Origin of the sequence: Streptacidiphilus sp. P02-A3a (genome assembly GCF_014084105.1) — a bacterium.
In the GTDB taxonomy this organism is placed as follows: Bacteria; Actinomycetota; Actinomycetes; order Streptomycetales; family Streptomycetaceae; genus Streptacidiphilus.
In genome coordinates this window covers 8,734,164-8,757,559 of sequence record NZ_CP048289.1, presented here as the reverse complement: position 1 = coordinate 8,757,559, position 23,396 = coordinate 8,734,164, and the positions used below count along the sequence as shown (strand labels likewise).

Annotated in this window: 18 protein-coding genes and 1 pseudogene; 3 read left to right on the top strand and 16 right to left on the bottom strand. The window is 71.7% G+C overall.

The window, feature by feature from the left end; all coding sequences use genetic code 11:
• Nucleotides 1–295: 295 nt before the first annotated feature.
• Nucleotides 296–508 (top strand): annotated as a pseudogene (locus GXP74_RS37135) (IS21 family transposase); the annotation flags it as partial.
• 195 nt (nucleotides 509–703) lie between these two features.
• On the opposite strand, the gene istB reads toward GXP74_RS37135, so the two are convergent.
• The 3 genes from istB to GXP74_RS37120 all read right to left on the bottom strand — a co-directional run bounded on the left by istB (nucleotide 704) and on the right by GXP74_RS37120 (nucleotide 3,514).
• Nucleotides 704–1,546, bottom strand: coding sequence for an IS21-like element helper ATPase IstB (gene istB, locus GXP74_RS37130; protein ID WP_182449475.1), 843 nt, complete (start codon nucleotides 1,544–1,546; stop codon nucleotides 704–706).
• Nucleotides 1,546–2,814 carry an IS21 family transposase gene (gene istA / locus GXP74_RS37125; RefSeq protein WP_182449476.1) on the bottom strand — a complete coding sequence of 423 codons (1,269 nt, stop codon included), beginning with the start codon at nucleotides 2,812–2,814 and terminating at the stop codon, nucleotides 1,546–1,548. The genes istB and istA overlap by 1 nt, the downstream gene beginning before the upstream one ends.
• Nucleotides 2,815–3,337: 523 nt before the next feature.
• Complete coding sequence (locus GXP74_RS37120; protein WP_182455590.1) at nucleotides 3,338–3,514, bottom strand: hypothetical protein; 177 nt, start codon at nucleotides 3,512–3,514, stop codon at nucleotides 3,338–3,340.
• Nucleotides 3,515–3,691: 177 nt separating this feature from the next.
• Here GXP74_RS37120 and GXP74_RS37115 point away from each other — a divergent pair, with 177 nt between their 5' ends.
• Nucleotides 3,692–4,849 (top strand): sensor domain-containing protein, encoded by a 1,158-nt coding sequence (locus GXP74_RS37115; RefSeq protein ID WP_182455589.1) that lies wholly within the window; start codon nucleotides 3,692–3,694, stop codon nucleotides 4,847–4,849.
• Nucleotides 4,850–4,891: 42 nt separating this feature from the next.
• A complete protein-coding gene (locus GXP74_RS37110) occupies nucleotides 4,892–5,533 on the top strand; it encodes a response regulator transcription factor (protein ID WP_182455588.1) in 642 nt (213 codons plus the stop codon).
• Nucleotides 5,534–5,560: 27 nt separating this feature from the next.
• On the opposite strand, the gene GXP74_RS37105 is transcribed toward GXP74_RS37110, so the two are convergent.
• The 13 genes from GXP74_RS37105 to GXP74_RS37045 all read right to left on the bottom strand — a co-directional run bounded on the left by GXP74_RS37105 (nucleotide 5,561) and on the right by GXP74_RS37045 (nucleotide 23,286).
• Nucleotides 5,561–8,194 carry an FtsX-like permease family protein gene (locus GXP74_RS37105; protein WP_182455587.1) on the bottom strand — a complete coding sequence of 878 codons (2,634 nt, stop codon included), beginning with the start codon at nucleotides 8,192–8,194 and terminating at the stop codon, nucleotides 5,561–5,563.
• On the bottom strand, nucleotides 8,191–8,964 hold the full coding sequence (locus tag GXP74_RS37100) for an ABC transporter ATP-binding protein (protein ID WP_182455586.1): 774 nt from the start codon (nucleotides 8,962–8,964) through the stop codon (nucleotides 8,191–8,193). The genes GXP74_RS37105 and GXP74_RS37100 overlap by 4 nt, the downstream gene beginning before the upstream one ends.
• A 143-nt stretch (nucleotides 8,965–9,107) precedes the next feature.
• The gene (locus tag GXP74_RS37095) at nucleotides 9,108–9,800 is read right to left on the bottom strand and encodes a hypothetical protein (RefSeq protein ID WP_182455585.1); all 693 of its coding nucleotides are present in this window, start codon (nucleotides 9,798–9,800) and stop codon (nucleotides 9,108–9,110) included.
• Nucleotides 9,801–9,941: 141 nt separating this feature from the next.
• The gene (locus GXP74_RS37090; RefSeq protein WP_182455584.1) at nucleotides 9,942–12,290 is read right to left on the bottom strand and encodes an MMPL family transporter; all 2,349 of its coding nucleotides are present in this window, start codon (nucleotides 12,288–12,290) and stop codon (nucleotides 9,942–9,944) included.
• Between the two features lie 100 nt (nucleotides 12,291–12,390).
• Entirely contained in the window at nucleotides 12,391–12,678 is a 288-nt protein-coding gene (locus tag GXP74_RS37085) for a WhiB family transcriptional regulator (RefSeq protein WP_225448458.1), read from the bottom strand.
• Between the two features lie 80 nt (nucleotides 12,679–12,758).
• Nucleotides 12,759–13,439: a DUF1453 domain-containing protein gene (locus tag GXP74_RS37080; protein ID WP_182455583.1), complete on the bottom strand. Its 681-nt coding sequence runs from the start codon at nucleotides 13,437–13,439 to the stop codon at nucleotides 12,759–12,761.
• Between the two features lie 45 nt (nucleotides 13,440–13,484).
• Nucleotides 13,485–14,024 (bottom strand): hypothetical protein, encoded by a 540-nt coding sequence (locus GXP74_RS37075; protein WP_182455582.1) that lies wholly within the window; start codon nucleotides 14,022–14,024, stop codon nucleotides 13,485–13,487.
• Nucleotides 14,025–14,232: 208 nt separating this feature from the next.
• Nucleotides 14,233–14,724 carry a response regulator transcription factor gene (locus tag GXP74_RS37070; RefSeq protein ID WP_182455581.1) on the bottom strand — a complete coding sequence of 164 codons (492 nt, stop codon included), beginning with the start codon at nucleotides 14,722–14,724 and terminating at the stop codon, nucleotides 14,233–14,235.
• Between the two features lie 70 nt (nucleotides 14,725–14,794).
• Nucleotides 14,795–15,484: a response regulator transcription factor gene (locus GXP74_RS37065; RefSeq protein WP_182455580.1), complete on the bottom strand. Its 690-nt coding sequence runs from the start codon at nucleotides 15,482–15,484 to the stop codon at nucleotides 14,795–14,797.
• The gene (locus tag GXP74_RS37060) at nucleotides 15,474–17,051 is read right to left on the bottom strand and encodes a histidine kinase (protein WP_182455579.1); all 1,578 of its coding nucleotides are present in this window, start codon (nucleotides 17,049–17,051) and stop codon (nucleotides 15,474–15,476) included. The genes GXP74_RS37065 and GXP74_RS37060 overlap by 11 nt, the downstream gene beginning before the upstream one ends.
• A 218-nt stretch (nucleotides 17,052–17,269) precedes the next feature.
• On the bottom strand, nucleotides 17,270–20,056 hold the full coding sequence (locus GXP74_RS37055) for an AAA family ATPase (RefSeq protein ID WP_182455578.1): 2,787 nt from the start codon (nucleotides 20,054–20,056) through the stop codon (nucleotides 17,270–17,272).
• Nucleotides 20,032–22,587 (bottom strand): AAA family ATPase, encoded by a 2,556-nt coding sequence (locus GXP74_RS37050; RefSeq protein WP_182455577.1) that lies wholly within the window; start codon nucleotides 22,585–22,587, stop codon nucleotides 20,032–20,034. Before GXP74_RS37050 ends, GXP74_RS37055 begins: the two co-directional genes overlap by 25 nt.
• Before the next feature lie 39 nt (nucleotides 22,588–22,626).
• Nucleotides 22,627–23,286, bottom strand: a complete 660-nt coding sequence (locus tag GXP74_RS37045; RefSeq protein ID WP_225448457.1) for a TetR/AcrR family transcriptional regulator — start codon at nucleotides 23,284–23,286, stop codon at nucleotides 22,627–22,629.
• Nucleotides 23,287–23,396 lie beyond the last annotated feature (110 nt).

Sequence of the window (23,396 nt, the reverse complement as noted above, 5' to 3'; positions counted from 1 at the left end):
CATATCGGACACGCGATTTGGGGAGAACCAGTGTCCGGGAAAGCGGTGCTCATGTCCGTGGGAGGTCGCTGGGCTTCGCGAATGGGCATGTCAGCGACCTCCTTGGCGGTCCTGGCAGGTGTCGGCGAGCCTCGCCTCTCGGAAGCGGTGCTCACTCGCTCGGGGCATTGACGTCACCATGGCTGGGCGGGGCTGTTGCTGATGAGCCGGGTTCGTAGAGTGCCGCAGCACGCATGGTGACCTGATCGGGTTCGTCTGAACCATGCTGATCTTGAACCAGGATCAGGAGGAGAGGGTGATATCCGTGGAGGACTGGGCTGAGAGCCGTCGGCTCCACCGGGCCGAGGGAGGTGCCGATCCGGGCGGTCGCTCGGCACCTGGGCATCTCGAAGAACACGGTGAAACGGCGCTGGCCACTGACCGGCCGCCGGTCTACCCGAGCCCGCCGAAGGGCTCGCCGGTCGACGCGGTCGAACCGGTGATCCGCGAGCTCCTCAAGGCCACGCCGAAGCGTTTGCGGTGGAAGACGACGTGGTGGGCGGGGATCTTCCGGATGCCCCGGTCAAGCTGTCCGGTGTGGGCGGCGCTGTGGAGCGCGGATCCTGTTTCCTCGACGGCTGTGCCGAGATTGTCGGCAACGGCTGAAAATGGGCCGGTCTGAACGGTTCAATCGTGGGCCATCGTGTGGTCTCGTTCGTTGGGTTCAGTCGTTGCCGGTGGTGGGGGTGCGGCCGAGTTCGCGGCCTCGCATGCGGTAGGACTCGCCTTTGAGGGAGTGGACCTCGGCGTGGTGGACGAGTCGGTCGATCATGGCGGCGGCGACGGTCTCGTCGCCGAAGGTCTCTCCCCAGCGTCCGAAGGGCTTGTTGCTGGTGACGATCACGCTGGCCCTTTCGTATCTGTTCGATATGAGCTGGAAGAACAGGTTCGCGGCCTCGGACTCGAAGGGGATGTAGCCGACCTCGTCGATCACGATCAGCGGGTAGCGGCCGAGCCGGACCAGCTCGTCCTGGAGGCGGCCGGCCTGGTGGGCGGCGGCGAGGCGGTCGACCCACTGGGCGGCGGTGGCGAACGCGACCCGGTGGCCCGCCTGGCAGGCCCTGACCGCGAGGCCGGTGGCCAGGTGTGTCTTCCCGGTCCCGGGCGGCCCCAGAAATACGGCGTTCTCCTTGGCCGCTATGAAGTCCAATGTTCCCAGGTGGGAGAGTTGTTGGCGGGTCAGGCCGCGCAGATGGGTGACGTCGAGCTCCTCGATGGTCTTGATGGCGGGGAAACGGGCGGCGCGGATACGGCCCTCGCCGCCGTGGGAGTCGCGGGCGGAGACCTCGCGTTGCAGGCATGCGACCAGGTACTCGGTGTGGGTCCAGGACTCTGTCTGGGCGCGTTCGGCCAGCCGCTCAGCGGCGTCCAGCAGGGCGGGTGCTTTCATGGCGCGAGAGAGGAAGGCCAGGTCGGCGGCGGTCTGCCGACCAGTGCGGGTGGTCTGGCTGTTCGTTTTCGCCCTGTCGCCGGTGTTGTTTGCGGTAGTCGTGGTGGTGTGGGCCATCAGGTGTCCTCCTTGCCCGCGCCGCCCTCGATGAGGGTGAACATGCGGTCGTAGGTGCCCAGTTCGCGTTGTTCAACGTCGATGCCGAGGCTGTCGGGGGTCAGGGCCGCGGCGCGGGCGGTGGCTGCTCGGGCGGCCTTTTGGTGGATGACCTCGCCGCGCAGGACGTGGGCCGCGGCGGCGTGGTCGGGGTCGGTGATCGACTGGTGCCTGGCCCAGCAGCGGGCATGGCGGGCCACCACGTCGTTGCCGGCGATGGCGGTGATCTCCTCGTTGTCGGTGCGGACCATCACCGTCCTGCCGATCGCGCGGGGATGGACGGAGTAGTCGTTGGTGTCCACGCGGATGTAGTGGTCGCGGCCGATGCGGGTGTGGAAGCGCCACCAGTGCGGTGGGGTGACCGGCGGGATGGTCAGCATCGCGGCCCGGTCGGCCTCCCAGCGGTCCACCGGGCGGGCGTCGATGGAGCGGTGCCGGCGCCGGTTGGCGATCTGCAGCCACGCGCTCAGCTGGGTGTTGAAGTCGTCGGGGCCGGTGAAGGTGCGGCCGGGCACGAAGCTCGTCTCCAGGTAGCCGTTCGCGCGCTCCACCAGGCCTTTCGCTTCCGGGTCCCGGGGCCGGCAGAGGTGGACCTTGACCGCGAGCAGGCCCGCGAACGCAGCGAACTCGCTGGTCAGCTTGCCCTTGCCGACACCGGCCTCGTTGTCCCAGACCAGCATCTTGGGCACCGCTGCCCAGCCGTCGGCGAGCAGACGCCAGTGGCCGTCGATCAGGTCACCGGTCTGCCGCGACGGCAGCATCCGGGCGGTGATCACCCGCGAGTAGCCCGACACGATGACCAGCACCGGCGGGCGGCCCGACTGGCCGTAGCCCAGCGGGATGTCGACGGCGGGGAACCACAAGTCGCACTGCGCGAGCTCACCGGGCTCGTAGACCGTGCGCGAGACCGGGTCCACCGGCAGGAAGGCCGGCCGCAGCTCACGCACCCGCTCACGCAGGATCGTCAGCCCGCGCTCCCAGCCGATCCGCTCCGCAATCACGGTCACCGGTATCGTCGGGGTCTGCCTGAGCAGCTCGCGGACTGCGGGCTCGACCGCGTCCACCGCCGAGCCCTTCAGCGGACGCTGGTACTGCGGGGGCCGGTCCGAGGCCAGTGCCCGCAGCACGGTGCCCCTGGAAATCCCCAGCTGCCGGGCCACCGCCCGGGCCGACAACCCCTCAGCCCGGTGCAACCGGCGAATCTCAGCCCAGTCCTCCACGTGGATCACCCTCTCTTCCTCCTGACTCCAGCCCAATGAAGTCAGAATGATCAAGAGATCACCCAGTGGCCCGCTTTTGATACGCCGTCCGTGGTCCCCATTTCACCCGTTGCCGACACGAGATGCCACCGCGACGAGGCCAGTCCGTCTGCCTCCGCTTGTCGGAGCCACGGATCGAGGTGGGGTCGGCGGTCTCCTCAGCCGATCACCGCCTCGCGCCGCCGTTCACGACGGCCAGGTGGACCATCGCCACAGGATGTACGCCGATGAGACGAAGAAGATCACCGCCTCGACGTCCACGGCGCGTATCCACTTCCGGATCCTCCTCAACGGTGCACCGCTCCCTGCTGTCGGGCCGACTGTGCCAGTGGGGTCCCGGCACGGATTCCTTGGACGAGGACGCGCCCGCCAGCAAGGGGGGCGAACACGTATGCGACCGGAGCTGCGCCGGTCCGCCGCCGAGCCGGTCCTGCGCGGAACCTGTGGGCGGCAACCGCGCACGTCTGCCGGGCTCCGGTCGTGGGCGGGGCGGCTAGGACGCGTCCTTCTCGCCGCGCACCAGCCACAGGCCGACTCCGGTGGCGAGAGCGACCACGCCCGACACCGCCCGGCTGATGATCGCGGTGGTCCCGCTGAGGTCGGCGAAGTTGGTGAAGTAGACGGCCGCGCAGAGAGCGATGACGAACAGAATCCAGAGTGTGGCCTTCATGGGGTGGTGCCTCCTGTGCTGAGCTGAAAAGTGATCGGCAGCTTTGGTCTGGGGGCTGCCTCCCTACGTCATCCACTCTGCCCGTGTCCTTGGGCGCACACATCAGAGCAGTCCCCCCGATCAATGGTGTAGCCCGCTACACCCCGCTCCCCGCGCGGGTCGCTTAGCCTGATCCGTATGCGCGAACCGGTCCGTAGAGCGGGAAGGGCTTCGGTCCAGCTGCTGGTCGGAGCGGGAGTCAGCGTGGCCTGCTATCTGCTGCTCGGCATGCTGATGGTCACCACGGTCCTTTCGCTGACCGTGATCGGCGCCGGTCTGCTGCCCGAGGGCGTACTCACGCTGCGCCGGCTCGCGGGCTTTCAGCGCCGCCGTACCTCCGAGTGGACCGGGGAACCGCTGCCGGAGGCGTATATGCCCCTGGCCGGCTCGCTGACAGCGCGGTTGCGGACGGCAGCCAGTGATCCCGGTACAGCGCGCGACCTGTTGTGGATGGCCGCGGACCTCGTCTACGGCATGGCGCTGATGAGTGCGGCGCTGCTGCTGTGGGTGCCCGCGCTACTGGTGGACGCTGTCTGGTGCGGCGCGGCCGGGAACGATGCGGTGCTGCTGCCGGTGATCGGGCGGCTCGCCGACCTGGAGGCGTCCTGGTCGCACCTGCTGCTGCAGCCCTCCCCGGACGCCGATACGGCCGACCGGATCGAGCAGCTGACCGTCACCAGGGCGGGGGCGGTGGCCGCCCACGGCGCGGAGCTGCGCCGGATCGAGCGGGACCTGCACGACGGGGCGCAGGCGCACCTGGTGGCGCTTTCCATGCGGCTGGGCCTGGCCCGTCGGGCGTACGACTCCGACCCGGCGACCGCGCGACGGCTGCTGGAGGAGGCACAGGACCAGGCCGAGACGGCCCTGACCGAGCTGCGCCATGTCGTGCGCGGCATTCACCCGCCGATCCTGACCGACCGCGGACTGGCGGGGGCTATCCGTGCGCTGGCGGCGGGCAGCGGGCTAGCCGTCGACGTCGAGACCGGCGGCGTCGAGGACGGGCCGCGCGCACCCGCGGCGGTCGAGGCGGCGGCGTACTTCGCGGTGGCGGAGGCATTGACCAATGCCGCCAAGCACAGCGGCTCCGACCAGGCCCGGGTGGAACTGGTCCGGTCGCCCGGGATGCTCCGCATCTCGGTGCGGGACGAGGGGCGCGGCGGAGCCCTGGCGAGCGGTGACGGCTCGGGGCTGCTCGGATTGCGTCGCCGGGTGGCGGCGCTCGACGGAACCGTGGGCATCACCAGCCCGGTGGGAGGCCCTACTGTGATCACTGTGGAGCTGCCGTGCGCGTGGTGACCACTCAGGTTCAGAGGTAGACCGTCTCCGAGGGGAACCGTCGTGCGGGTAGTGATCGCCGAGGACAACGTCCTGCTGCGGGAGGGGTTGCAACTGCTCCTCTCGTCCTCGGGGCACGAGGTGGTGGGTGTGGCCTCCACCGGTCCGGAGGTACTGCCACTGCTGCTGGAGCACCGTCCGGATGTCGCCGTGCTGGACGTCCGGATGCCGCCCGCCTTCCGCGACGAGGGGCTGCGGGCGGCCCTCGCTGCCCGCGAGCAGCTGCCGGACCTGCCGGTCCTGGTCCTGTCCCAGTACGTCGAGGAGACCTACGCCGCCGAGCTGCTCAGCGGTGGCGCCCAGGGTGTCGGCTATCTGCTGAAGGACCGGGTGGGCCGGGTCGACGAGTTCCTCGACGCATTGGAGCGGGTGGCGACGGGCGGTACAGCCCTGGACCCGGAGGTGGTGACGGAACTGATGCAGCGCCGCCGCGACCATCCGTTGGACGGCCTCACCCCCAGGGAGCGCGAGGTCCTGGGCCTGATGGCGCAGGGCCAGGACAACGCGTCGATCGCGAAGGCGCTGGTGATCACGGAGCGCTCGGTGCACAAGCACATCAGCAACGTCTTCGCGAAGCTTGGCCTGCCTCCGAGCGACACCGGGCACCGCAGGGTGCTGGCGGTGCTCGCCTTCCTCAACTCCTGAACCCCTGCATTCCTGAGCCCTTCCGGGTCAGGTGGTGCGGCGGCGCAGCACCCGGCGGGCCGGGGCGAGCACGCCCGCGAAGCCGGTGAGCACCGGGACCGCCACCATCAGGCCCAGCTCGGGCGGCGGCAGGTAGGGCAGGCTGTGGGCGACCGTCAGGGTGAAGGCCAGCAGAGGGAACGCGGCGACGGCCGCACCCACCACCAGGCCGGTCGCGGTGACCGCTGCCGCCTCCACCCGCAGCATCCGGCGCAGCTGTCCCCGGCTCGCGCCCAGGCGGCGCAGCAGGGCCAGTTCGGGACAGCGGCCGACCGTGATCAGCGCGAGTGTGCTGAACACCGCGATGACGGTGAGAGCGGCGATCGCGGCCATCAGCACCGTCGACATGGTGCTGTTCAGCTGCGCGCCCTCGACGGCGAGCTGTATCGGCGCGGGTGGTGACTGGACCTGTGCCCCTGCGCCGTGGTCGAGACGCTGGAGCGCGAGCCGGACGCCGCCCGGGTCCGTGCCCGGGACTATTGCCACCAGGACTTGCTGAGCTGCCGGCGCGGACATGTGCCGAGCCAGTTCGTCCCGCGCCAGCATGAAGTCGCCCAGGGCCAGCGAGCGGTCGTAGACCGCAACCACCCGCAACCGCTGCTGCTCCCCGTCGTCGAAGCGCAGAGTCACCGTCGAACCGACCCTGACGTCGAGGGACTTGGCGCGGTCGGCGCCCACCGCCACGGTGCCGGGCTGTCCGAGATCGGTGAGACTGCCGTCGGTCACCCCTGGATCCAGAGTGCCGGTCAGTCCCCCGGGGGTGACCCCGAGTACGGGCAGTCGGTCCAGCAGCGGGCTGCCCGCCGAGGTGTGCGGCAGGATCACCGTGCCCGGCAGGATGTCCGTGGCCGCCGCGACCCCCGGCACCCTGAGAGCCTGCTGCGCCGTGATCCCGGCACCCGACACCGAGAACTCGGCGCGCATCGCCCGATCGGCCTGCGCGGCACCCGCGTGGACCATCGTCGCGCCCGCCGAGAACTGGACCGCGGCAAAGGCGATCACCAGCACGATCGGGGTGATCGCCGCGCCCAGTCGACGGGTGTCCGACGAGCAGGCGGCGGCCGCGAGCCTGCCGGACGCTCCACCCAGATGCCGCATCGGTCCACCCAGGACGCGCAGCGCACCGCGAGCGATCCACGGGCCGAGCAGCGCGCAGGCGGCGACCATGGTCACGGCCGCCGTCCCCGCCTCAGCCGCGGCGGTGTCACTGCTCTGCAGGGTCGCGGCACCCGCCGCGCTCACCCCGCAGAACAGCAGGACCAGACCGGTGATCCGCCGGGCCGTCCCCGGTTCCGCAGGGCGCCCGGTCGGTCGGCCGCAGGCGAACGGGACGACCGCCCGCGCGGCGCCGACCGTCAGCCCTGCCGTGACCAGGACCACGGTGAACAGCCAAGCCGGGGTGGGCAGTTCGAGGCCGTCCGGCAGCGCCCCCTCGGCCCGTAGCAGGTGCCACAGTCCCAGGAAGGCCGGGACCGCGGCGATCGCGCCGACAAGTGCGGCCCACATGCCGATCCGCACGACCTCCCTCCCGACCGAGGAGCGCAGCTGGCGCGGCGTCATTCCGACCGCGCGCAGCAGGGCCAGTTCACCAGAGCGCTGTTGGAGTGCCTGGGCCACCAGGGAGGAGAGAACCAGCAGTGCGATCACGAGAACCAGCCCGGAGACCGTGGCCAGCATCCCCAACAACTCGCCCTGGACGGGTGTGGTCGCCAGATACTCGGCATTCCCGCGACCGTCACCTGTCAGCACCCGCAGCGACGAGGAGTCCCCAGGAGCCCGCCGACCCGCACTCATGTCCTGCAGGTGGGCGGCGTCCAGGGCGTGCCGCACCTCGGTGTACAGCTGCCGTGCCGAGACCCCGGAGGCGGGCAGCACCCCGATGGCGTCGACCGAGGCCGGGTGACCCGCGAGCTCCTGCGCGCGGTCCTGGGTGAAGTAGAGCGCCGGAGGACCGTCCGCCACCCCGACGACCCGGTAGCTGCCGTCGGTCGCCGTCGTGACCTCCTGCCCGGTTCGCAGACCGAGGCCGGTACTCGCGACCACCTGGTCGGGCTGCTCCGGGGCCCGTCCGTCATGAAGTCCGTACGGTGCCAACGCGGCGGCCGGCCAGGGCCGTCCGGCCACCGGCTGCTCCTGGACCTGGTTCTGGTTCTGGTTCTGATCCACCGTTCCCGAGGTCACCGTCCCGCTGTCCGCGCGCACCCCGGGCACAGTGAAGACGTCGTCCGCGACCACGGACCCCACATCCGGCAGCGAGCGCAACAGGCCGACCGCGCCGATCGGCACGCCGACCCTTTCGGTGAGCGGAGCCGTCGCCGTCGTGGGCGGGTCGCCCCAGGGCTTCGTCGTGTATTGCGTGGACTGGTTGCCGGTCACCACCACCGGTGCCGCGGCGTACCGGTCCACGGAGGCGTGGCCGAGCGCGGCCGAGCCGATCGCCAGGCCCACGCCGCCGAGCAGCGCCGAGACCATCGCTAGCGCCACGAACAGGGACGCCCATGCCCTGCGGTGGGTCTTCAGCGCACGCGAGGCGAGCAGGCGCGTGGCCGCGCGGCCCTCCTGCCACCGCACCCGCGGCCTGGCGACGCGCTTGTCCGCCGTGCGCTTCCCCGCCGCTTTCATCGCTGCCGTCCCAGTCCGCGAAGTGCTTGTCGGACGTCGCCGGCCTGCGGATGTGCCAGGCGGCCCACGATCCTGCCCGTGTCGAGGAAGATCGCCTCATCGGCCCACTGCGCGGCCATGGGGTCATGGGTGACCAGGACGACCGTTCGGCCCCGCCGATCCACCGCCGTGCGCAGCAGCGACAGGACCTCATCGGCGGTCACCGGGTCGAGCGCGGCCGTCGGCTCGTCAGCGAAGATCACCTCCGGTTCGGTGACCAGGGCCCGTGCGATCGCCACCCGCTGCTGCTGCCCACCGGACAGCGTGGCCGGGATGTCCTGCGCGCGGTCGGCCAGGCCCACCGACGCCAGTGCGGCCAGCCCCCGCTCCAGCCGTGCCGCTCCCGCCAGCATCAGCGGCAGCACGGTGTTCTCCAGCACCGTCAACGACGGCACCAGGTTGAGGGATTGGAAGACGAAGCCGATCCGGTCCCGCCGCAGCCGACTGAGCGCGGTCTCCTTGAGCCCCGCGAGATCGGTCCCCCCGAGCCGCACCGTTCCGCTGGTGGGCCGTTCGAGACCGGCGGCGCACTGCAGCAGCGTGGACTTACCCGAACCCGACCTGCCCATCACCGCGAGAAAGCCGCCGCGCGGCACATTCAGGCTCACCTCGTCCAGCGCGGGCGCGACCTTCCCGTACCTTCGGCTGACCCTGTCGAGGGTCAACGCGTCCCCCGACTCGGCCGTGACCGCCACGGCAGGGCCGCCGCTCCGCCACTTGATCTCTCCCATAGCTCCCTCGCTCGCTCTGTCCCACGCCAGGCGGCCGAAACCACCGCCTATGACGCTAGGGAACGCAGGAATGAGCGAGGAGCCTGCCAGTACCCGTGGTTGAGACAGCACAGGTACGTAGCCAGGGGTGGAGCCAGCTCCACTCAGGTCGTGTCGGGTATCGGCCTGGCCGATCGTGCGGTGCCCTCGTGGGCCGGCGGGGTACCGCCTGGCCCGCTTCGGTCGGGGTGGGGTGGGACCTCCGTTGTTCCCGGTGGTGACCGGTACCCGTGATCCGCCGCTGTGGCCCGGGGTTTCCGCTGGTGCTGGGCGAGGGGGCGGATGAGCTCGGCGAGCTGATGCCCGAGTCCGATGGAGGGGCCGCCGACGAGTTCCCATGCGCGCGAGATCCCGACCAGGAAGCAGGCGACGAGGAGCGCGGCGATGGTGCGGATCGCACTGGTTCCGCCGGGGTCGGCGAGCACCTGGATTCCGGAGACGAGTTGGGTGCCGAAGGTCGCGGCGAGGATGAACAGGAACAACAGGTCCGGCAGGTCTCGCCAGTTCAGGCCCTGGTCGAGGGCCAGCGAGAGCAGGCAGACGACGATCACGCCGAGCCCGAGGACGCCGTCGACCACCGCTGCCCAGCCGAGTTTGTCGCCGGGGATGAGGGCCATCAGTGACACGGTGAGGGCGTTGACGAACGCCGTGAGGGTCGCGGCCGTCTGCGCGCGGTGGAGCTGGGTCTCCTCCTGTTCGGCCAGTCGCTCCCGCAGCATGGAGATGGCGACGAACAGCAGTCCGATCAACGCGCCGGCCACACCCGCGGCCGTGGCGAAGAACCCTTCAAGGCTCATCGGTCTCTTCTCCTTCGTCCTCCGGACGCGACGCACACCACAGCCGGGGCCCCGTCCCTGCTGGCGGCGGGACGGGGACACCAGGACTCCGGCTGCTTTCCGTCGCTCAGTTCCGCGCGGTTCGGTCTGTCCGTCGCGGTCTCACTGCCGGTAGCCGGATCCGGAGCGGCGTCCGGCCCAGTCGAGGGCGGCTCGCCGGGCGGCGCCCTCCTGCCAGAGGGCCTCCTCCTGGTCCAGGTTGACCCACAGCGGAGAGGCATCGGAGGCGTCGGTCGGCTCGCTCTCCGCCTCGACGGACAGGTTCGGCAGGACGCGGTTCAGCAGGACCGGCAATGCCCAGTTCGACGGCCCGGCCAGGTGCATGATCGCCGGAACCAGCACGCTGCGGATCAGGAGGGCGTCCACGAGGACCGAGAAGCCGAGGCCGAAGCCGAACTCCTGGAGCACGCGCTCGCCGTTGAGCAGGAACGATCCGAAGACCAGGACCATGATGACGGCGGCGGCGACGATGATCCGGCCGCTCTTGGCCTGGCCGACGGTGATGGCCTCATGGTTGTGCCGGGTCGCCCGGTCGCGCGGGCTGGGCGAGTGCGGCTGTGCCGACCGCTGGTCATCGGCGCGGCGCCGATGGGCCCACTCCTCCTGGATGCGGGAGACCAGGTAGACCTCGTAGTCCGTGGAGAGCCCGAAGAGCACCGAGAACATCAGGACCGGGATGAAGGCGTCGATCGGCGCGGTCCCGTTCAGTCCGAGCAGGGAGCCGCCCCAGCCCCAGTTGAAGACGGCGTTCAGAGCCCCCAGGCCGGCGCCGATGGACACCAGGTTCATCACCGAGGCGACCAGCGGGATCAGCAGGCTTCGGAACACGGCGGTCAGCAGCAGGAACGACAGGACGACCACCACGGCGATGAACAGCGGCAGTTTGTCGGCCAGCACATGGGAGAAGTCGATGTCGGTGGCGGTCACTCCACCGACGTGGACGTCCAGCGCGGTGCCCTGCTCGCTGTGCGGGACGACGTTCTGGCGCAGGTCGTCGACCAGGGTGACGGTCTGCTTCGTCTGCGGGCTGCTGCTCGGGTAGAGGGTCGCCAGCACCACCCTGCCGTTGGGTGAGGTCACCGCGGGTGTCACCGAGGCCACGCCAGGGGTGTCCGCCGCGGCCTTCAGGAAGTGGTCGAACGCGGTGACGTCGGCAGCTGAGGAGACCTGGCCCACCAGTTCGAGCGGTCCGTTGAACCCGGGCCCGAAGCCCGCGGACAGGGCGGCGTCGGCCTGGTGCGTGGTGTAGCCGGACGGGTCGGTGCCGGCGTCGGACGAGCCCAACCGCAGCCCGAGGATCGGCAGGGCGATGACGACGACGATACCCAGAGCGGCGACGGCCGCGAACGCCCGGCGGGTCTCCACGACCGCCGCCCACCGCGACCAGAAGCGCGTGGCGTCCTCGGAGCCGGCCCCGTGGGTCGCCAGCGCGGCGCGTTCGCGGCGGGAGAGGACCTTGGGGCCGAGGAAGCCGAGCATGGCGGGCAGGAAGGTCAGCGCGGTGGCCATGGTCAGGGTCACCGCGATGGCGGAGGACAGTGACAGGCCGTACAGGAAGCTGACTCCCAGGGCGAACTGGCCGAGCAGGGCGATGCAGACGGTGAGGCCGGCGAACAGGACGGTTCGGCCGGAGGTGTTCACCGCCTGGGCGGCCGCGTCCTGGTAGGAGAGGCCGGCCTTCACCGCGCTGCGGTGGCGGCTGATGATGAACAGCCCGTAGTCGACGCCGACGCCCAGGCCGATCAGGACGGCGAGGTCGGAGGAGACGTCGGCCACGTTCATGGCGTGGGTGAGCAGGCTGATCAGGGAGGTGCCGATCACCAGCGCGAGGACGGCGGCGAGCAGCGGCATCAGCGAGGAGAACAGTGCCCCGCCGAAGACGATCAGCAGGATGACCAGGGCGGCGACGACACCGACGGCCACCGACAGTCCGGGACCCGCACTCTCCTCGTTCGCTATGGACGGTCCGGCGAGGGAGACGCGCACGGTGGCGCTGTCAGCCGACCGGGCAGCCGTGATCAGCGCCTTCGCGTTGGCGGAGGTCACCTTGTTGGCGGGCTTGTCCCAGGTGACGGTGGCGAAGGCGACGGTGCCGGTACGGCTGATCTGTGCCGCGCCCGCGGGGCCGTAGGGACTGCCGACGGCCTCGACGCCGGGCACCTCGGCCACCTCGGCCAGCGCCGCGACCGCGGCGGCCCGTACCGCGGCGGACCGCACGGAGCTTCCCCGCGTCGTCTGGATCACGACCTGGTCGCCCTCACCGGAGGCGGTCGGGAAGTTCTCGGTCAGCAGGCTGACCGCCGCCTGCGAGTCGGTGTTCGGGAGGTTGAAGTCGGAGTTGAAGCTACTGCCGACCGAACCGCTGAGCCCCACCGTGACCACGAGTGCCAGCAGCCATCCGGCTACGACCCTCCTGCGGTGTTCGAAGCACCAGCGAGCCAAGCGAACCATGGAGTTCCTCCGAAGATGTCTACGTGACAGGGGTGTTGCCGGACGCGGTACTCGACGTACGGGTCGACGGCGTCCCGACGGACTGCTCCGCCGAGCGTCGTCACGACGCGTCGGGGGCGTCCGGCGTCGTTGCGTGGGTCACCAGTTGACGTTCCGTCAGGCCACCCCAGATGCCGAAGGGCTGCTGGGTCGACTGGGCGAAGCTCGCGCACTGTTCGCGGACCGGGCAGCTCCGGCAGACGCGCAGGGCCCGCTGTTCACGAAGTCGCCGGGCGTGACCGCGTTCGCCGCTGGGTGGGAAGAACACCGCGGAGGCCATCCCCCGACAGGCAGCGTCGGCTTGCCACTGCCAGCGGTCCAGCAGGGGGACGAGGCCATGGGATCTCACGACTGACTCCTTTTGCTGGAGGGAATGTGGTCGAGCGGACGCTGGGGCGGTTCCTCGTGTCGGCTCCGGGGCGGCGGCCCTCAGTGCCCGTGGTCGTACCAGCTGTCGTTGGGCGAGTCGTGGTTGCGGGCCGAGCGCAGGGCGTTCGTGAGGGCGGAGAGCGTGCCCTCGGAGCGGGAGTCCCGGGGCCAGCCGTCGTGGGTCATGTCGTGGGTCATGTCGTGGGTCATACGGCTCTGCATGCCGTCCAGGAACGGGGAGGTCCGGTGGGGCTGGCCGTCTTTCCCCTTGGACCAGATGACCTGGTGGTCGGTGCGCAGGGCGCGGCTGAGGGTGACCAGTCCCTCGAAGAGCATGCCGGCGCCCAGGGTGAGCAGCAGGCTGTTGCCCGCGGCGGTGGCGGCGGTCCGGTCGAGGTGCTCGAAGGCGGCGTTGGCGCCGAACTTGACGGCCAGGTTCACGGCCCACAGCAGGATGGTCAGCCCGCGGTAGTGGACGTAGACGATGCCGTCCTTGGCCGACAGCCGGGTGCTGGCCCCGCGCATCGCCCCGAGCACGACACTGACCGCGGCCGAGGCGATCAGGTAGCCGACGGCGGCCGGATCGTGCCCGGCCTTGGAGACGTCCGACAGTCCCATGGCGACCAGTACCACGGGCAGCAGGAGCATGCGTTTGCCCTGCGCGGGTTCGCCGATCACCCGGCGGGCCATCACATAGCCCACCGCGGCGACGATCAGGAGGCTGTCAAAGGTTCCGCTCACTGTGCGTACTTCCTCTCGGGTCGGACCGGTGTGGGTTCCGGGTTGTCAGGCGGTGGCGCGGACCCGGGCGGTCCTGGTGGCCGGGGCCAGCGCGGCGGCCCTGGTCCCCAGGCCGATGGTGCGGGTCAGGGTCATGGCGACAGCCATGAAGATCAGCGCGTCGGTGATGCCGGCGGCCGTCACCCGGTTGGTCACGCACCAGTGCTCCAGCTGGTGCGGGAACCAGTGGAACGAGCCGTAGGAGAACGCGGCCCGCGCGCCGATGACGGCGGTCCACAGCAGTGCGTACGGGGTCGTGGCATGGCTGACCGGTTTTCCGGTCCGCGGACTGCGGTAGACGGTCATCACGCTGAGGGCGGCCATGCCGCCGAGGAAACCGGCGACGACCCCGGCGACCTCCAGCACGAGCCCGGCGCCGTGGGTCACCGGCTGGTCGATGAACAGCGGAACGATTCCCGCGGCTGTCAGCGCGGGGCGCAGGATGCGGAGCGCGCCGATCTTGCGGTGCGGGCCGAGGTCGCCTTCGAGGACGGCGACGAGCACGACGCCGTTGACGACCATGGCTTGGGTGAGTTGAGAGAGCATGTCGGAACTCCAGGGGGACGGCAGCCGGGGCGCGTTTCATGGCATGGCCATGTCATAACTTCGCGACCGCGGTTCTGCGGGCGGATCACTGTGCGTATCGGTGGGGCGAGCGGAGCGAGGGGGCTCGCGGCTCCGGATCCCCTCGCGCAACTCCACAGTGCCGCAGCGCCGTCGGGCGAACATCGGCCGAAGCGCCGGGGCGCCTGCGTCAAATGACGCGGTCGCCCTCGCCCTGGTCGCCGTCGCGGTCGCGGTCCTGGTCACCGTCGCGGTCCTGGTCGCGGTGTCGACGGGAAGCGGTTCGAACGGCGTCCAGCACGGAACCGTTGCCCTTGTCGACGAAGAGCACGGCCCCGGCTCCGACCGCCGCCTCCTCCAGGCCGCCGCGCAGGCTCATGGCCACGATGGCGCAGTCGGGCCGGGTGGCCAGGACGCGGACCAGCGCCAGACCGGAGGCGGCATCGGGGAGCAGTAGTTCCACCAGGGCCACGGCCGGTGAGGTGCGCTCGGCCGCGACCAGTGCGCCGTCCACGCTGCCGGCGTCGGCCACCACGACCAGGTCGCCCTCCAGCGCGATCAGGTGGCGCAGCGCGGAGCGTACTCGGGCATCGCCGTCCACCAGCAGCACTCTGACAGGGTTCCCGGCCGAGGGGTCGTCACTCGAACCCAGGGCCTTGGGGGCGGACGAAAGACATTCCATCGCACCATTGTCGTAGCGGTTACCGCTCCCGACATCGGCCGAATGACTACCCTGCTCCTCGCGGCGCTCGTCAGGAGGAGTCCCGCGGGCTGGGGACGATGCCCTGCCTGATCGCCCAGAGAGCCGCCTGGGTGCGGGAAACCAGCCCCAGCCGGTCGAGGATGTCGGACACGTGTGTGCGCGCGGTTCGCTCGCCGACGTCCAGCGCGTCGGCGACCTGGCGGTTCGAAGCCCCCTGGGCGACCAGCACCAGGACCTCGGTCTGCCGCGGGGTCAGGATCTCCGCCGGATTCTGGTGGCGTCGGTGCGTCGAGTCGGCCAGGAGCCGGGCGACGGTGGGATCCAGGTGCATCCGTCCGGCGAGGGCGGCCCGGATCGCGCCGGAGAGTTCGTCGGCGTCGGCGTCCTTGAGCAGGTACCCCGCGGCTCCGGCCTCCAGCGCGCCGCGGACCTTGTCCTCCTCGACGAAGCTGGTCACGGCGACGATCTCGACGGTCGGCCAGCGCTGCTTGATCCGGCGGGTGGCGGTCACCCCGTCCATGACCGGCATCAGCAGGTCCATGAGGACGACGTCGGGCAGTTCTCCGCGGGGCTCCAGCACGGCGATGCCGTCCAGGGCCTGCTGGCCGTCCTTGGCCTCGCCGACCACCTCGATGTCCTCGATCAGCTCCAGGTAGGCCGCGACACCGCAGCGCACCACGCGGTGGTCGTCGACCAGGAAGACGCGGATGGGCTCGGGGGTCTCTTGATCAGCCTGCATCGGGAACGCGGTCTCCTTGTTCGGGTGGGTCGTAGGCCAGCGTCAGGGTCACGGTCGTACCGGCTCGTGGACGGCTGGCGACGGTCAGCTCGGCGCCGATCATCCGGGCCCGGTCGGCCATGCTGGACTGCCCGAGGTGCCCGGCGGCCCCGGCTCCGGGCTCGAAGCCGACGCCGTCGTCGCACACGACGATCCGCAGGACACCTGGGGTCGCCGAGATGTCCACCGACACCTGTTCGGCGCGGGCGTGCTTGATCACGTTGTTGAGCGCCTCGGAGGTGACGCGGTAGAGGTGTTCCTCGACCTCAGGCGCCAGGTGCAGCCTCGGCTCGGGACCGTCCACCGTGATGGCCACCTGCTCGCGGGCCGTCAACGCGGCGCACTGCTTCCGCACGGCCGCTACCAGGCCCTCCTCGGCCAGGGAGCCGGGGCGGAGCTCGAAGAGGAGCGAGCGCATCTCGGCCAGCGTGCCGCGGGTCAACTCCACGAGTCTGGCGACGGACCGGCCCAGCGCTCCGGTGGTGCCCAGTCCGGCCTGGGCCATGGCGAGTTGGGCGGCCTTGGCATGCAGGGTCATCGAGAACAGCGCCTGGCTGATCGAGTCGTGCAGTTCGCGCGCCAGGCGGGTGCGCTCCAGGGTCGCGCCGAGTTGGGCGTTGGTCACCGCCACAGCGGCCTGCCCGGCCAGCCCCTGGTAGAAGGAACGTTCCTCTTCGGTCGGGGCACCGGCACCCGTGGGAAGGTAGGCCGCGAAGACGCCGAAGACCTCGCCCTCCCAGGACAGCGGGACGTAGTAGCCGCTCTGCCAGTCCAGTTCCTCCAGGGTGATGGCGAAGGCCGTGGTGGCCGGGGCGGCCAGCAGGGCGGATCGAGCGTCGGGGAGGAAGATCGGCCTGCCCGCCAGGACCTCGGCGCCGCCGGGCAGGTTGTCGAGGGTGACCGCGTTGCTCGTCCACGCCGTCATGCTGTCGCCCGCCCGGGGGAAGCCGCACGCCCCCGCGGTCGCGAGCAGGCGGTCCTCGCCGAACACCACGATCCAGCAGGCGGCGGCCGTGCTGTTCCCGGCCGCGTGGCGGCAGATGCCGCGCAGGACCTCCTGCATCGTGGCCGCGCCGACCAGCTTCGTCGTCGTCTGCGCCAGCGAGAGCGCGGTACGAACAGCGGGATGGTCACCGGCCGCGCCGCGGAGGATCACGATCCAGTGCGGGCTCCCGGCGACCTCCGTGGTGAAGGCGGAGCAGACGACCTCACGCGCGGCACCGTCCTGGGCCAGGACGGTGCAGCGGTGCGGGGCGGCCGGGTCCTCGCGGGTCCAGGGCAGCACCGGCTGACCGTCCTCCCGCAGGCTCTCGGCGAGGTCGCGGTCCCGGAGCAGGCCGAGCGGGAGACCTGTCATCCGGCAGACCGCCGGATTGGCGTACGCGATCCGCCCTCGGGCGTCGACGACGGCGACCCCGTCCTCGACCCGGGCGAGCGCGTCGGTCAGGGAGCGAACGTCGAGATCCGCGGCGGAACCCAGGCCGTCCACCGGCCTGTCGTCGACCTGGGCCACTGCGGGGCTACGCACGGCTTCCCCCTCGATTCCTGGCACTGCCGACCGGCGGTGGCTCACAGTGCCGAACTCTAGGCAGCGGGGTGTCCGGGCGGGTCCGGCATTCGACTGGTCATCTGACGCGCGCCGCCGCACGTCGAAGGCGACCGGACCGTACTCTCCGTGATCATCCTCAGTCATCCATGAGTACCGGTGCGGTCGTGGATCAGTCATCGTGCTGACGTCCGGTCGGGTCAAGCGCCGCCGGCGGCCTCCCGCGCGCCCAGCAACGTGGCGAGCTGTGCCCGGGTGCTGACGTCCAGCTTGGGGAAGATCCGGTACAGGTGCGAGCCGACCGTGCGGTGCGACAGGTACAGCCGCTCGCCGATCTCCTTGTTGGACAGGCCCTGGGCGGCGAGCCGGGCGATCTGCAGTTCCTGGGCCGTCAGCGAGGCCAGTCCGGTGGGCTGTTCGGCGGCCGCCGGGGAGCGCCCGCCGGCGGCGCGCAGCTCGATCCTGGTGGCCTCGCTCCAGCTCCGCGCGCCGATCAGGTCGAAGGTGAGCTGGGCGGAGTGCAGCGGCCGCCGCGCCTCGGCGACCCGGCGCTGACGGCGCAGCCACTGCCCGAAGGCCAGTTCGAGCCGGGCCTGCAACCACGGCCAGCGGGTCAGGTCGGCGCTGAGCGCGGCCAGGAACGCCTCCTCGGCCGTGTCGTCGGGGGCCAGCACCGCCCGCGCGTAGGTGAGCTGCCTGACCAGGATCGGCGAGCGGACGGTGACGGCCTCCGCCTCCAGGTCGGCGATCACCGTGCGGACCTCGTCGGCCCGGCCCGCGCGCACCGCCGCCTCGGCGAGGAAGCTGACGCCGTGGAACCGCTCGTGCACGTGGAAGGCCGGGTCGTCCGGATCGAACAGCCGCCGCAGCGCGCGGTAGGCGTCCGCGTGCCGACCCGCGCTCAGGTGGGCGAAGCCGCGTGCCAGCTGACCGCAGGCCAGCAGGTTGCTGAGCCTCCGGCCCGCGGTCGACCGCTCCACCTCGGCGGCGATCGCCAGCGCCTGCTCGTGGTCGCCGCGCAAGGCCAGGAGCATGGCGTACAGGGCCTGCGACCCGGCGTCCCAGATCACCTGCCCGGTGTCCACGGCCAGTCGGCGGCCCTCCTCGCTGGCGGCCCAGGCGTGCTCCCAGTCGCCGATCTCCATGCTGTCGATCACGCTCATCGTCAGCACCTGGGACAGCAGGCCGAGCCTGCCCTGCTGGCGCAGCACGATCTCCGCGCGGCCCAGGAAGTCGACCGAGCGCACCGGGTCGGCGGTGGCGGCGGCGGCCATGCCGTACAGCCACAGCTCGGCCGGGTCGCTGATGCCCTCCAACCGCACGGCCGCCAGGCTTTCCGCCACCGTCCGGTACTCGCCGAGCGGGTCGGCGATGCTGAAGATCGCCGTGAGCTGGGCGTCGCCGGGCGGGCGCTCGATCCGGCGCGCCACTTCGCAGACCCGGACCCGCGCCGCCGGGCCGGTGTCGGCCCACCAGCAGCGCAGCCCGGCTGCCTGGAGCAGGTTCAGCGCGAGGGTCGAGTCGCCCGCGTCGATCGCCTCCTGGGCCGCCTCGCAGAGCGTCAGGACATGGCCGGCGTCGCCGGGCACGCCGTCGTGGAAGATCTCCCGGAGCCACTGCATCCGGACCTGGTCGAGCCGGGACAGCGAGGTGCGGCCCGCGCGCTCCAACAGCTGGTCGACCAGGTCGGCGCGGCCGAGACCGAAGGAGTGCTCGGCGGCGAGCATCAGCCGCCGCCCTCGGGTGGCCGAGTCGGTGGTGAGCTCGGCGGATCGTTCCAGGGCCCAGATGACCTCGGACACCGAGCCGCGGCGCAACGGGATGGTGTGCGCCCGCTCCATCTCGTCGGCCACCTCGTCGTCCTGCCCGTCGACGGACTGCGCCCGGTGCCAGATCCGGCGGTAGGGCTCACCGGCGAGCACCTCGGCCAGCGCCTCGTGGGCCGCCTGCTTGCGGGCGACGGACTCCTTGTTGATGATGGCCGCGCGCACCAGCGGATGCCGGAAGTGCGCGTGGAAGTCGTCGAACCGGATCAGTCCGGCCGCGACGGCGTCCTCCAGCACCGCGATGCGGGCCGGCTGACCGGCGAGGATCGTGGCGCCCGCGATGATCTCCCGCAGGTCGTCGGTGTCGTCCACCGCCGCGACGAGCAGCGCGTCCTGGCAGAGCGGCGGCAGGTCGCCCAGCCGCGCGGCGAAGGCGCGCTCCAGTCGCGCCGTCAGCTGGAGCCGCTGCGGCGGCCGCTCCCGGTACTCCGCCGCGAGCCGGCTGGCCGAGCGCAGGGCCAGCGGAAGCTCGGTGAGGGCCAGCGGGTTCCCCGCCGCCTCCCGCAGAATCCGCTCCCGGTCGGCGTACCCCAGGTCGGCGGCGTGCTTGTGCAGCAGCTCGCGCGCGTCCTGCTCGGCGAGGCGGCCGAGGTTCAGCTGCGGCAGGTCGGCGGCGGCGAACGCGATGTCGTGCCCGGCGCGGACCACCCCGATCAGTGCGCAGGGGTCACTGCCGATCCGACGTGCGACGAAACCGAGAACGTCCTGGGTGGGGCGGTCGAGCCACTGCACGTCGTCGACGACGACGAGCAGCGGCTGCCGGGCCGCCACATCCGTCAGGACGTTCAGGGTCGCCAGACCGATCATGAACAGCTCCGGCGCTCCGCCGTCGGCGGCGTCCGAGAGGCGCATGCCGAACGCGGCGTGCAGCGCGTCACGCTGCGGCGTCGGCAGCCGGTGGGTCTCCGCCAGCACCGGCCGCAGCAGCTGGTGCAGGCCCGCGAAGGGGAGGTGCACCTCCGCCTCGACGCCGACGACCGACAGGACGGTGCTGCCGACGCTCTTGCCGTGGGCGGCGGCGGCGCGTAGCAGGGACGTCTTCCCGACGCCCGGATCGCCCACGACGACGAGCGCCGCGCCCTCGTCCCGCACCGAGTCGATCATGTCGGTGAGGAGCCGCAGCTCCCTGTCCCTGCCTATGAGCCCGGATGCGTCCGGCACCTCAGCGTCCGTCCGCGGCTGCCCCGAGCTCGGCCCGCGCCCGGTCGGCCCAAGGGCCTGGCACCGATGCGATCGAGCTCCGCGACGGCCGACCGCAGCGCCGGTAGCGCCTCCGTGTGCCGACCGAGCCGGCGCAGCCAGCCGCCGTGGGCGAGGTCCGCGCAGGCTTTGCCCCAGGGCCACCCGGTGAAATCCTGGCTCATCATGTCCGCGTAGAGCGGACCGGCGGTGGCGTCATCGCAGAGCACGGCGCGAGCATAGCGCAGGTGAGTCAGCAGCAGCGGACTCGGCGTACGGGCCGCTACCTGCGACAACTCGGCCACCACGGCGTTCGCGTCGGCCCTGCGGTCCGCCTCGACCGCCGCCTCGGCGAGAAACATCACGGCGCCGAATCGCTCCCGCGGATGGAAGCTCGGATCGTCGGCGAGGAACGCCCGCGCCAGTTCCCGGTACGCCTGGGCGTGCCGCCCCGCGGCGGACAGCGCGGCCCCCTTCGCGAGCTGCGCCATCGACAGCAGCTGGTTCAGCCGCTGTCGGCTCGCCGCCGCCTCCACCTCGGCCGCGTAGCTGAGCGCCTGGTCCGTGTCGCCGCGGAAGGCGCTGCTCAGCGCGTCGCAGGCGAGCGCACCGGTACGCCAGATCGGCTGGCCGGTCTCCTTCGCCAGTCGTTCCCCCTCCCCGGCGGCGGCCTGCGCGCCCTCCCAGTCGCCGGTCTCCAGCCGGTTGACCACGCAGAGCGAGAGCACCTGTGACAGCAGCGCCAGCCGTCCCTGGCTCCGCAGCAGCGCCTCCGCCCGGTCGAGGAAGGCCAGACTGCGGACGGGGTCACCGATCGCGGTGGCGGCGATGCCGAAGACCCGCAGCGCGTCGCCGTCGGCGACCTCCTCCGGCCGGATCCCGGACAGCAGGTCCACGACGGCGCCGCATTCGACCACGGGCCCGGCGAGCGCGAGGGTGGCCACGTACCGGTGGTCGCGCGTGATCTCGACGCCGTCGACCAGCGCCTTCGCGGTGGAGACCACGTCGGCCCGGGCGGCCGGTCCGGTATCGGCCCACCAGCACCGCAGCGCCGCCCCGAGCAGCAGGTTCAGCGCCAGCTCACGGTCGCCTGCCGCGCTCGACTGCCGCGCCACGTCGCAGAGCTGGTGCACCCGCACGGTGTCGCCCGGTACCCCGTCGTTGAAGATCTCCCGCAGCCACTGCGCCCGTGCCCAGTCGAGCTCGGACAGGTCGCTCCGCTCCGCGGCCGTCACCAGCATGCGGACCTGGTCCTGCCGGCCCACGCTGAAGGCGTGCTCCGCGGCCACCAGCAGCCGGTGCCCGCGTTGGGCCGAGGCGCCGGTCAGCTGCGCCGACCGCTGGAGCAGGTCGATCGCGGACATGACCGCGCCCCGGTCGACGGCGACCGCCGCGTTCGCCTCCAGCTCGTCGGCGATCCCGTCGTCGGGACCGACGATCGACTGCCCCCGGTGCCAGGCGCGCCGGTACGGATCCTCGTCCAGCACCGCGGCGACCGCCGCGTTGGCGGCGTGCCTGCGCTCCAGCGTCTCGGCCATCAGCACGCCCGAGCGCACCAGCGGGTGGCGCAGCAGCAGCCGACCGTGCTCGACCCGGACCAAGCCGACCTCCACCGCGGGACGGAGGACGTCGGCGGCGACCGGGGCCCCGCGCAGCACCGCGGTGGCGGAAAGGATCTCGACCACGTCGTCGACCGGGTCGACGGCCGCGATCAGCAGCGCGTCGCGGGCGGCCGGGTCCAGTTCGGCCACCCGGCTGCCGAAGGCCCGCTCCAGTCTGGCGGTGAGCGGTTGCCAGTCCTGGGACTCCGGATAGGTCGCCCCGGCGAGGGCCTCGGGCAGTTCCAGCAGCGCCAGCGGGTTCCCCCGGGCATGGTCCCTGATGCGGCGCCGGTCGGCCACGCCCGGCACGCCCGCCAGACTCCGCAGGATCTCCTCGGCGGCGTCGCCGTCCACGCCGGAGACCTCCAACTCGGGCAGCCCGGCGGAGACGAAGGGCCCCGGATACCCGGTCCGGACGGCCCCGACGGTGGCGATCCGGAGCGGCGCGCTGCGGTGCGCGATGAAGGTGAGCACCTCCTGGCTCTGCGCGTCCAGCCACTGCACGTCGTCGACCAGGATCGCGACGGGCCGCTCGGCGGCGGCCGCCGCGAGCAGGTCCACCGCCGCCAGCGCGATGCCGAAGATGTCCGGCCGCTCGCCCTCGGCCAGGCCGAACGCGGTCAGCAGGGCCTGCCGCCGCTGGTCAGGCAGGCCGACCGCCGGGCGCAGCAGCGGGCGCAGCACCTGGTGCAGCCCGGCGAACGGCAACTGCGCCTCGGACTGCACCCCGACCGCCGCCAGGAGCCGGAAGCCCGCGCCGCGCGCGACCTCCCGGGTGGCGCGCAGCAGGGCCGTCTTGCCGATGCCGGGGTCTCCGCGGAGTACGAGGCACTGGCCTTGGCCGGAGACCCGGTCGAGCATCTCCTTCAGGGCCCGGACCTCGGCGTCCCGGCCGATCAATGTACTGGTCACCAGGGAAAAATAGCGGTCGGCAGCCGCGCGATGAATGCGTCAAACGACTGCGGCCGCCGCTCCGGTGACCAGTACCTCTGCCCGGGCGGCGGCGACGGCGGTGGCCGCGGCCCGGTCGGCCACGCTCCGGTCGATCGGTTCGCCGGTCAGGAACAGCCGGTAGTAGAACGGTGCGGTCAGCAGGCGGATCACCTCGGCGGGGTCGGTGCCCGCGGGGAACTGCCCGCGTTCGACGGCCCGTTCCACGACCGTCGCCGTCGAGCGGGCGCGGTTGGCGAAGAACGCCGTCAGGGACTCCCTGGCCGAGGCGGTGTGGACCGCCGCGGTGGCCATGACCTCGATCATCGCGCACAGCACCGGATCCTTGTAGAGGACGAAGATCTCCCGGGCCAGCTCGCGCAGATCGGTCCCGACGTCACCGGTGTCGGGCGCGGGTACCTCGACGGTGCCGAGCGCGTCCAGCAGGTCGACCACGATCCCCTCCAGGCCGCCCCAGCGCCGGTACACCGTGGTCTTGGCGACCCCGGCCCGCAGCGCGATCCGCTCGACCGTCGTTCCGGCGTAGCCGGACTCGGCGAACTCGGTCCGCGCGGCCTCCAGCACCGCGGCGCCGGTCCGCGCGGTCCGGCCACCGGGACGCTCGGTTCGGGGGACAGCGCGCGCATCCAAATGAAACTCCAGTTGCATTATCCGTTCCATGCTGACAGGCTCACACTAACGCAACCACAGACCGCTTAGTGGAGAGAGAAGCGCCGTGAACCGATCTGCTCCAGGGACACCCCGTTCCCGCGGGCCCGCCCTCGTCGTGC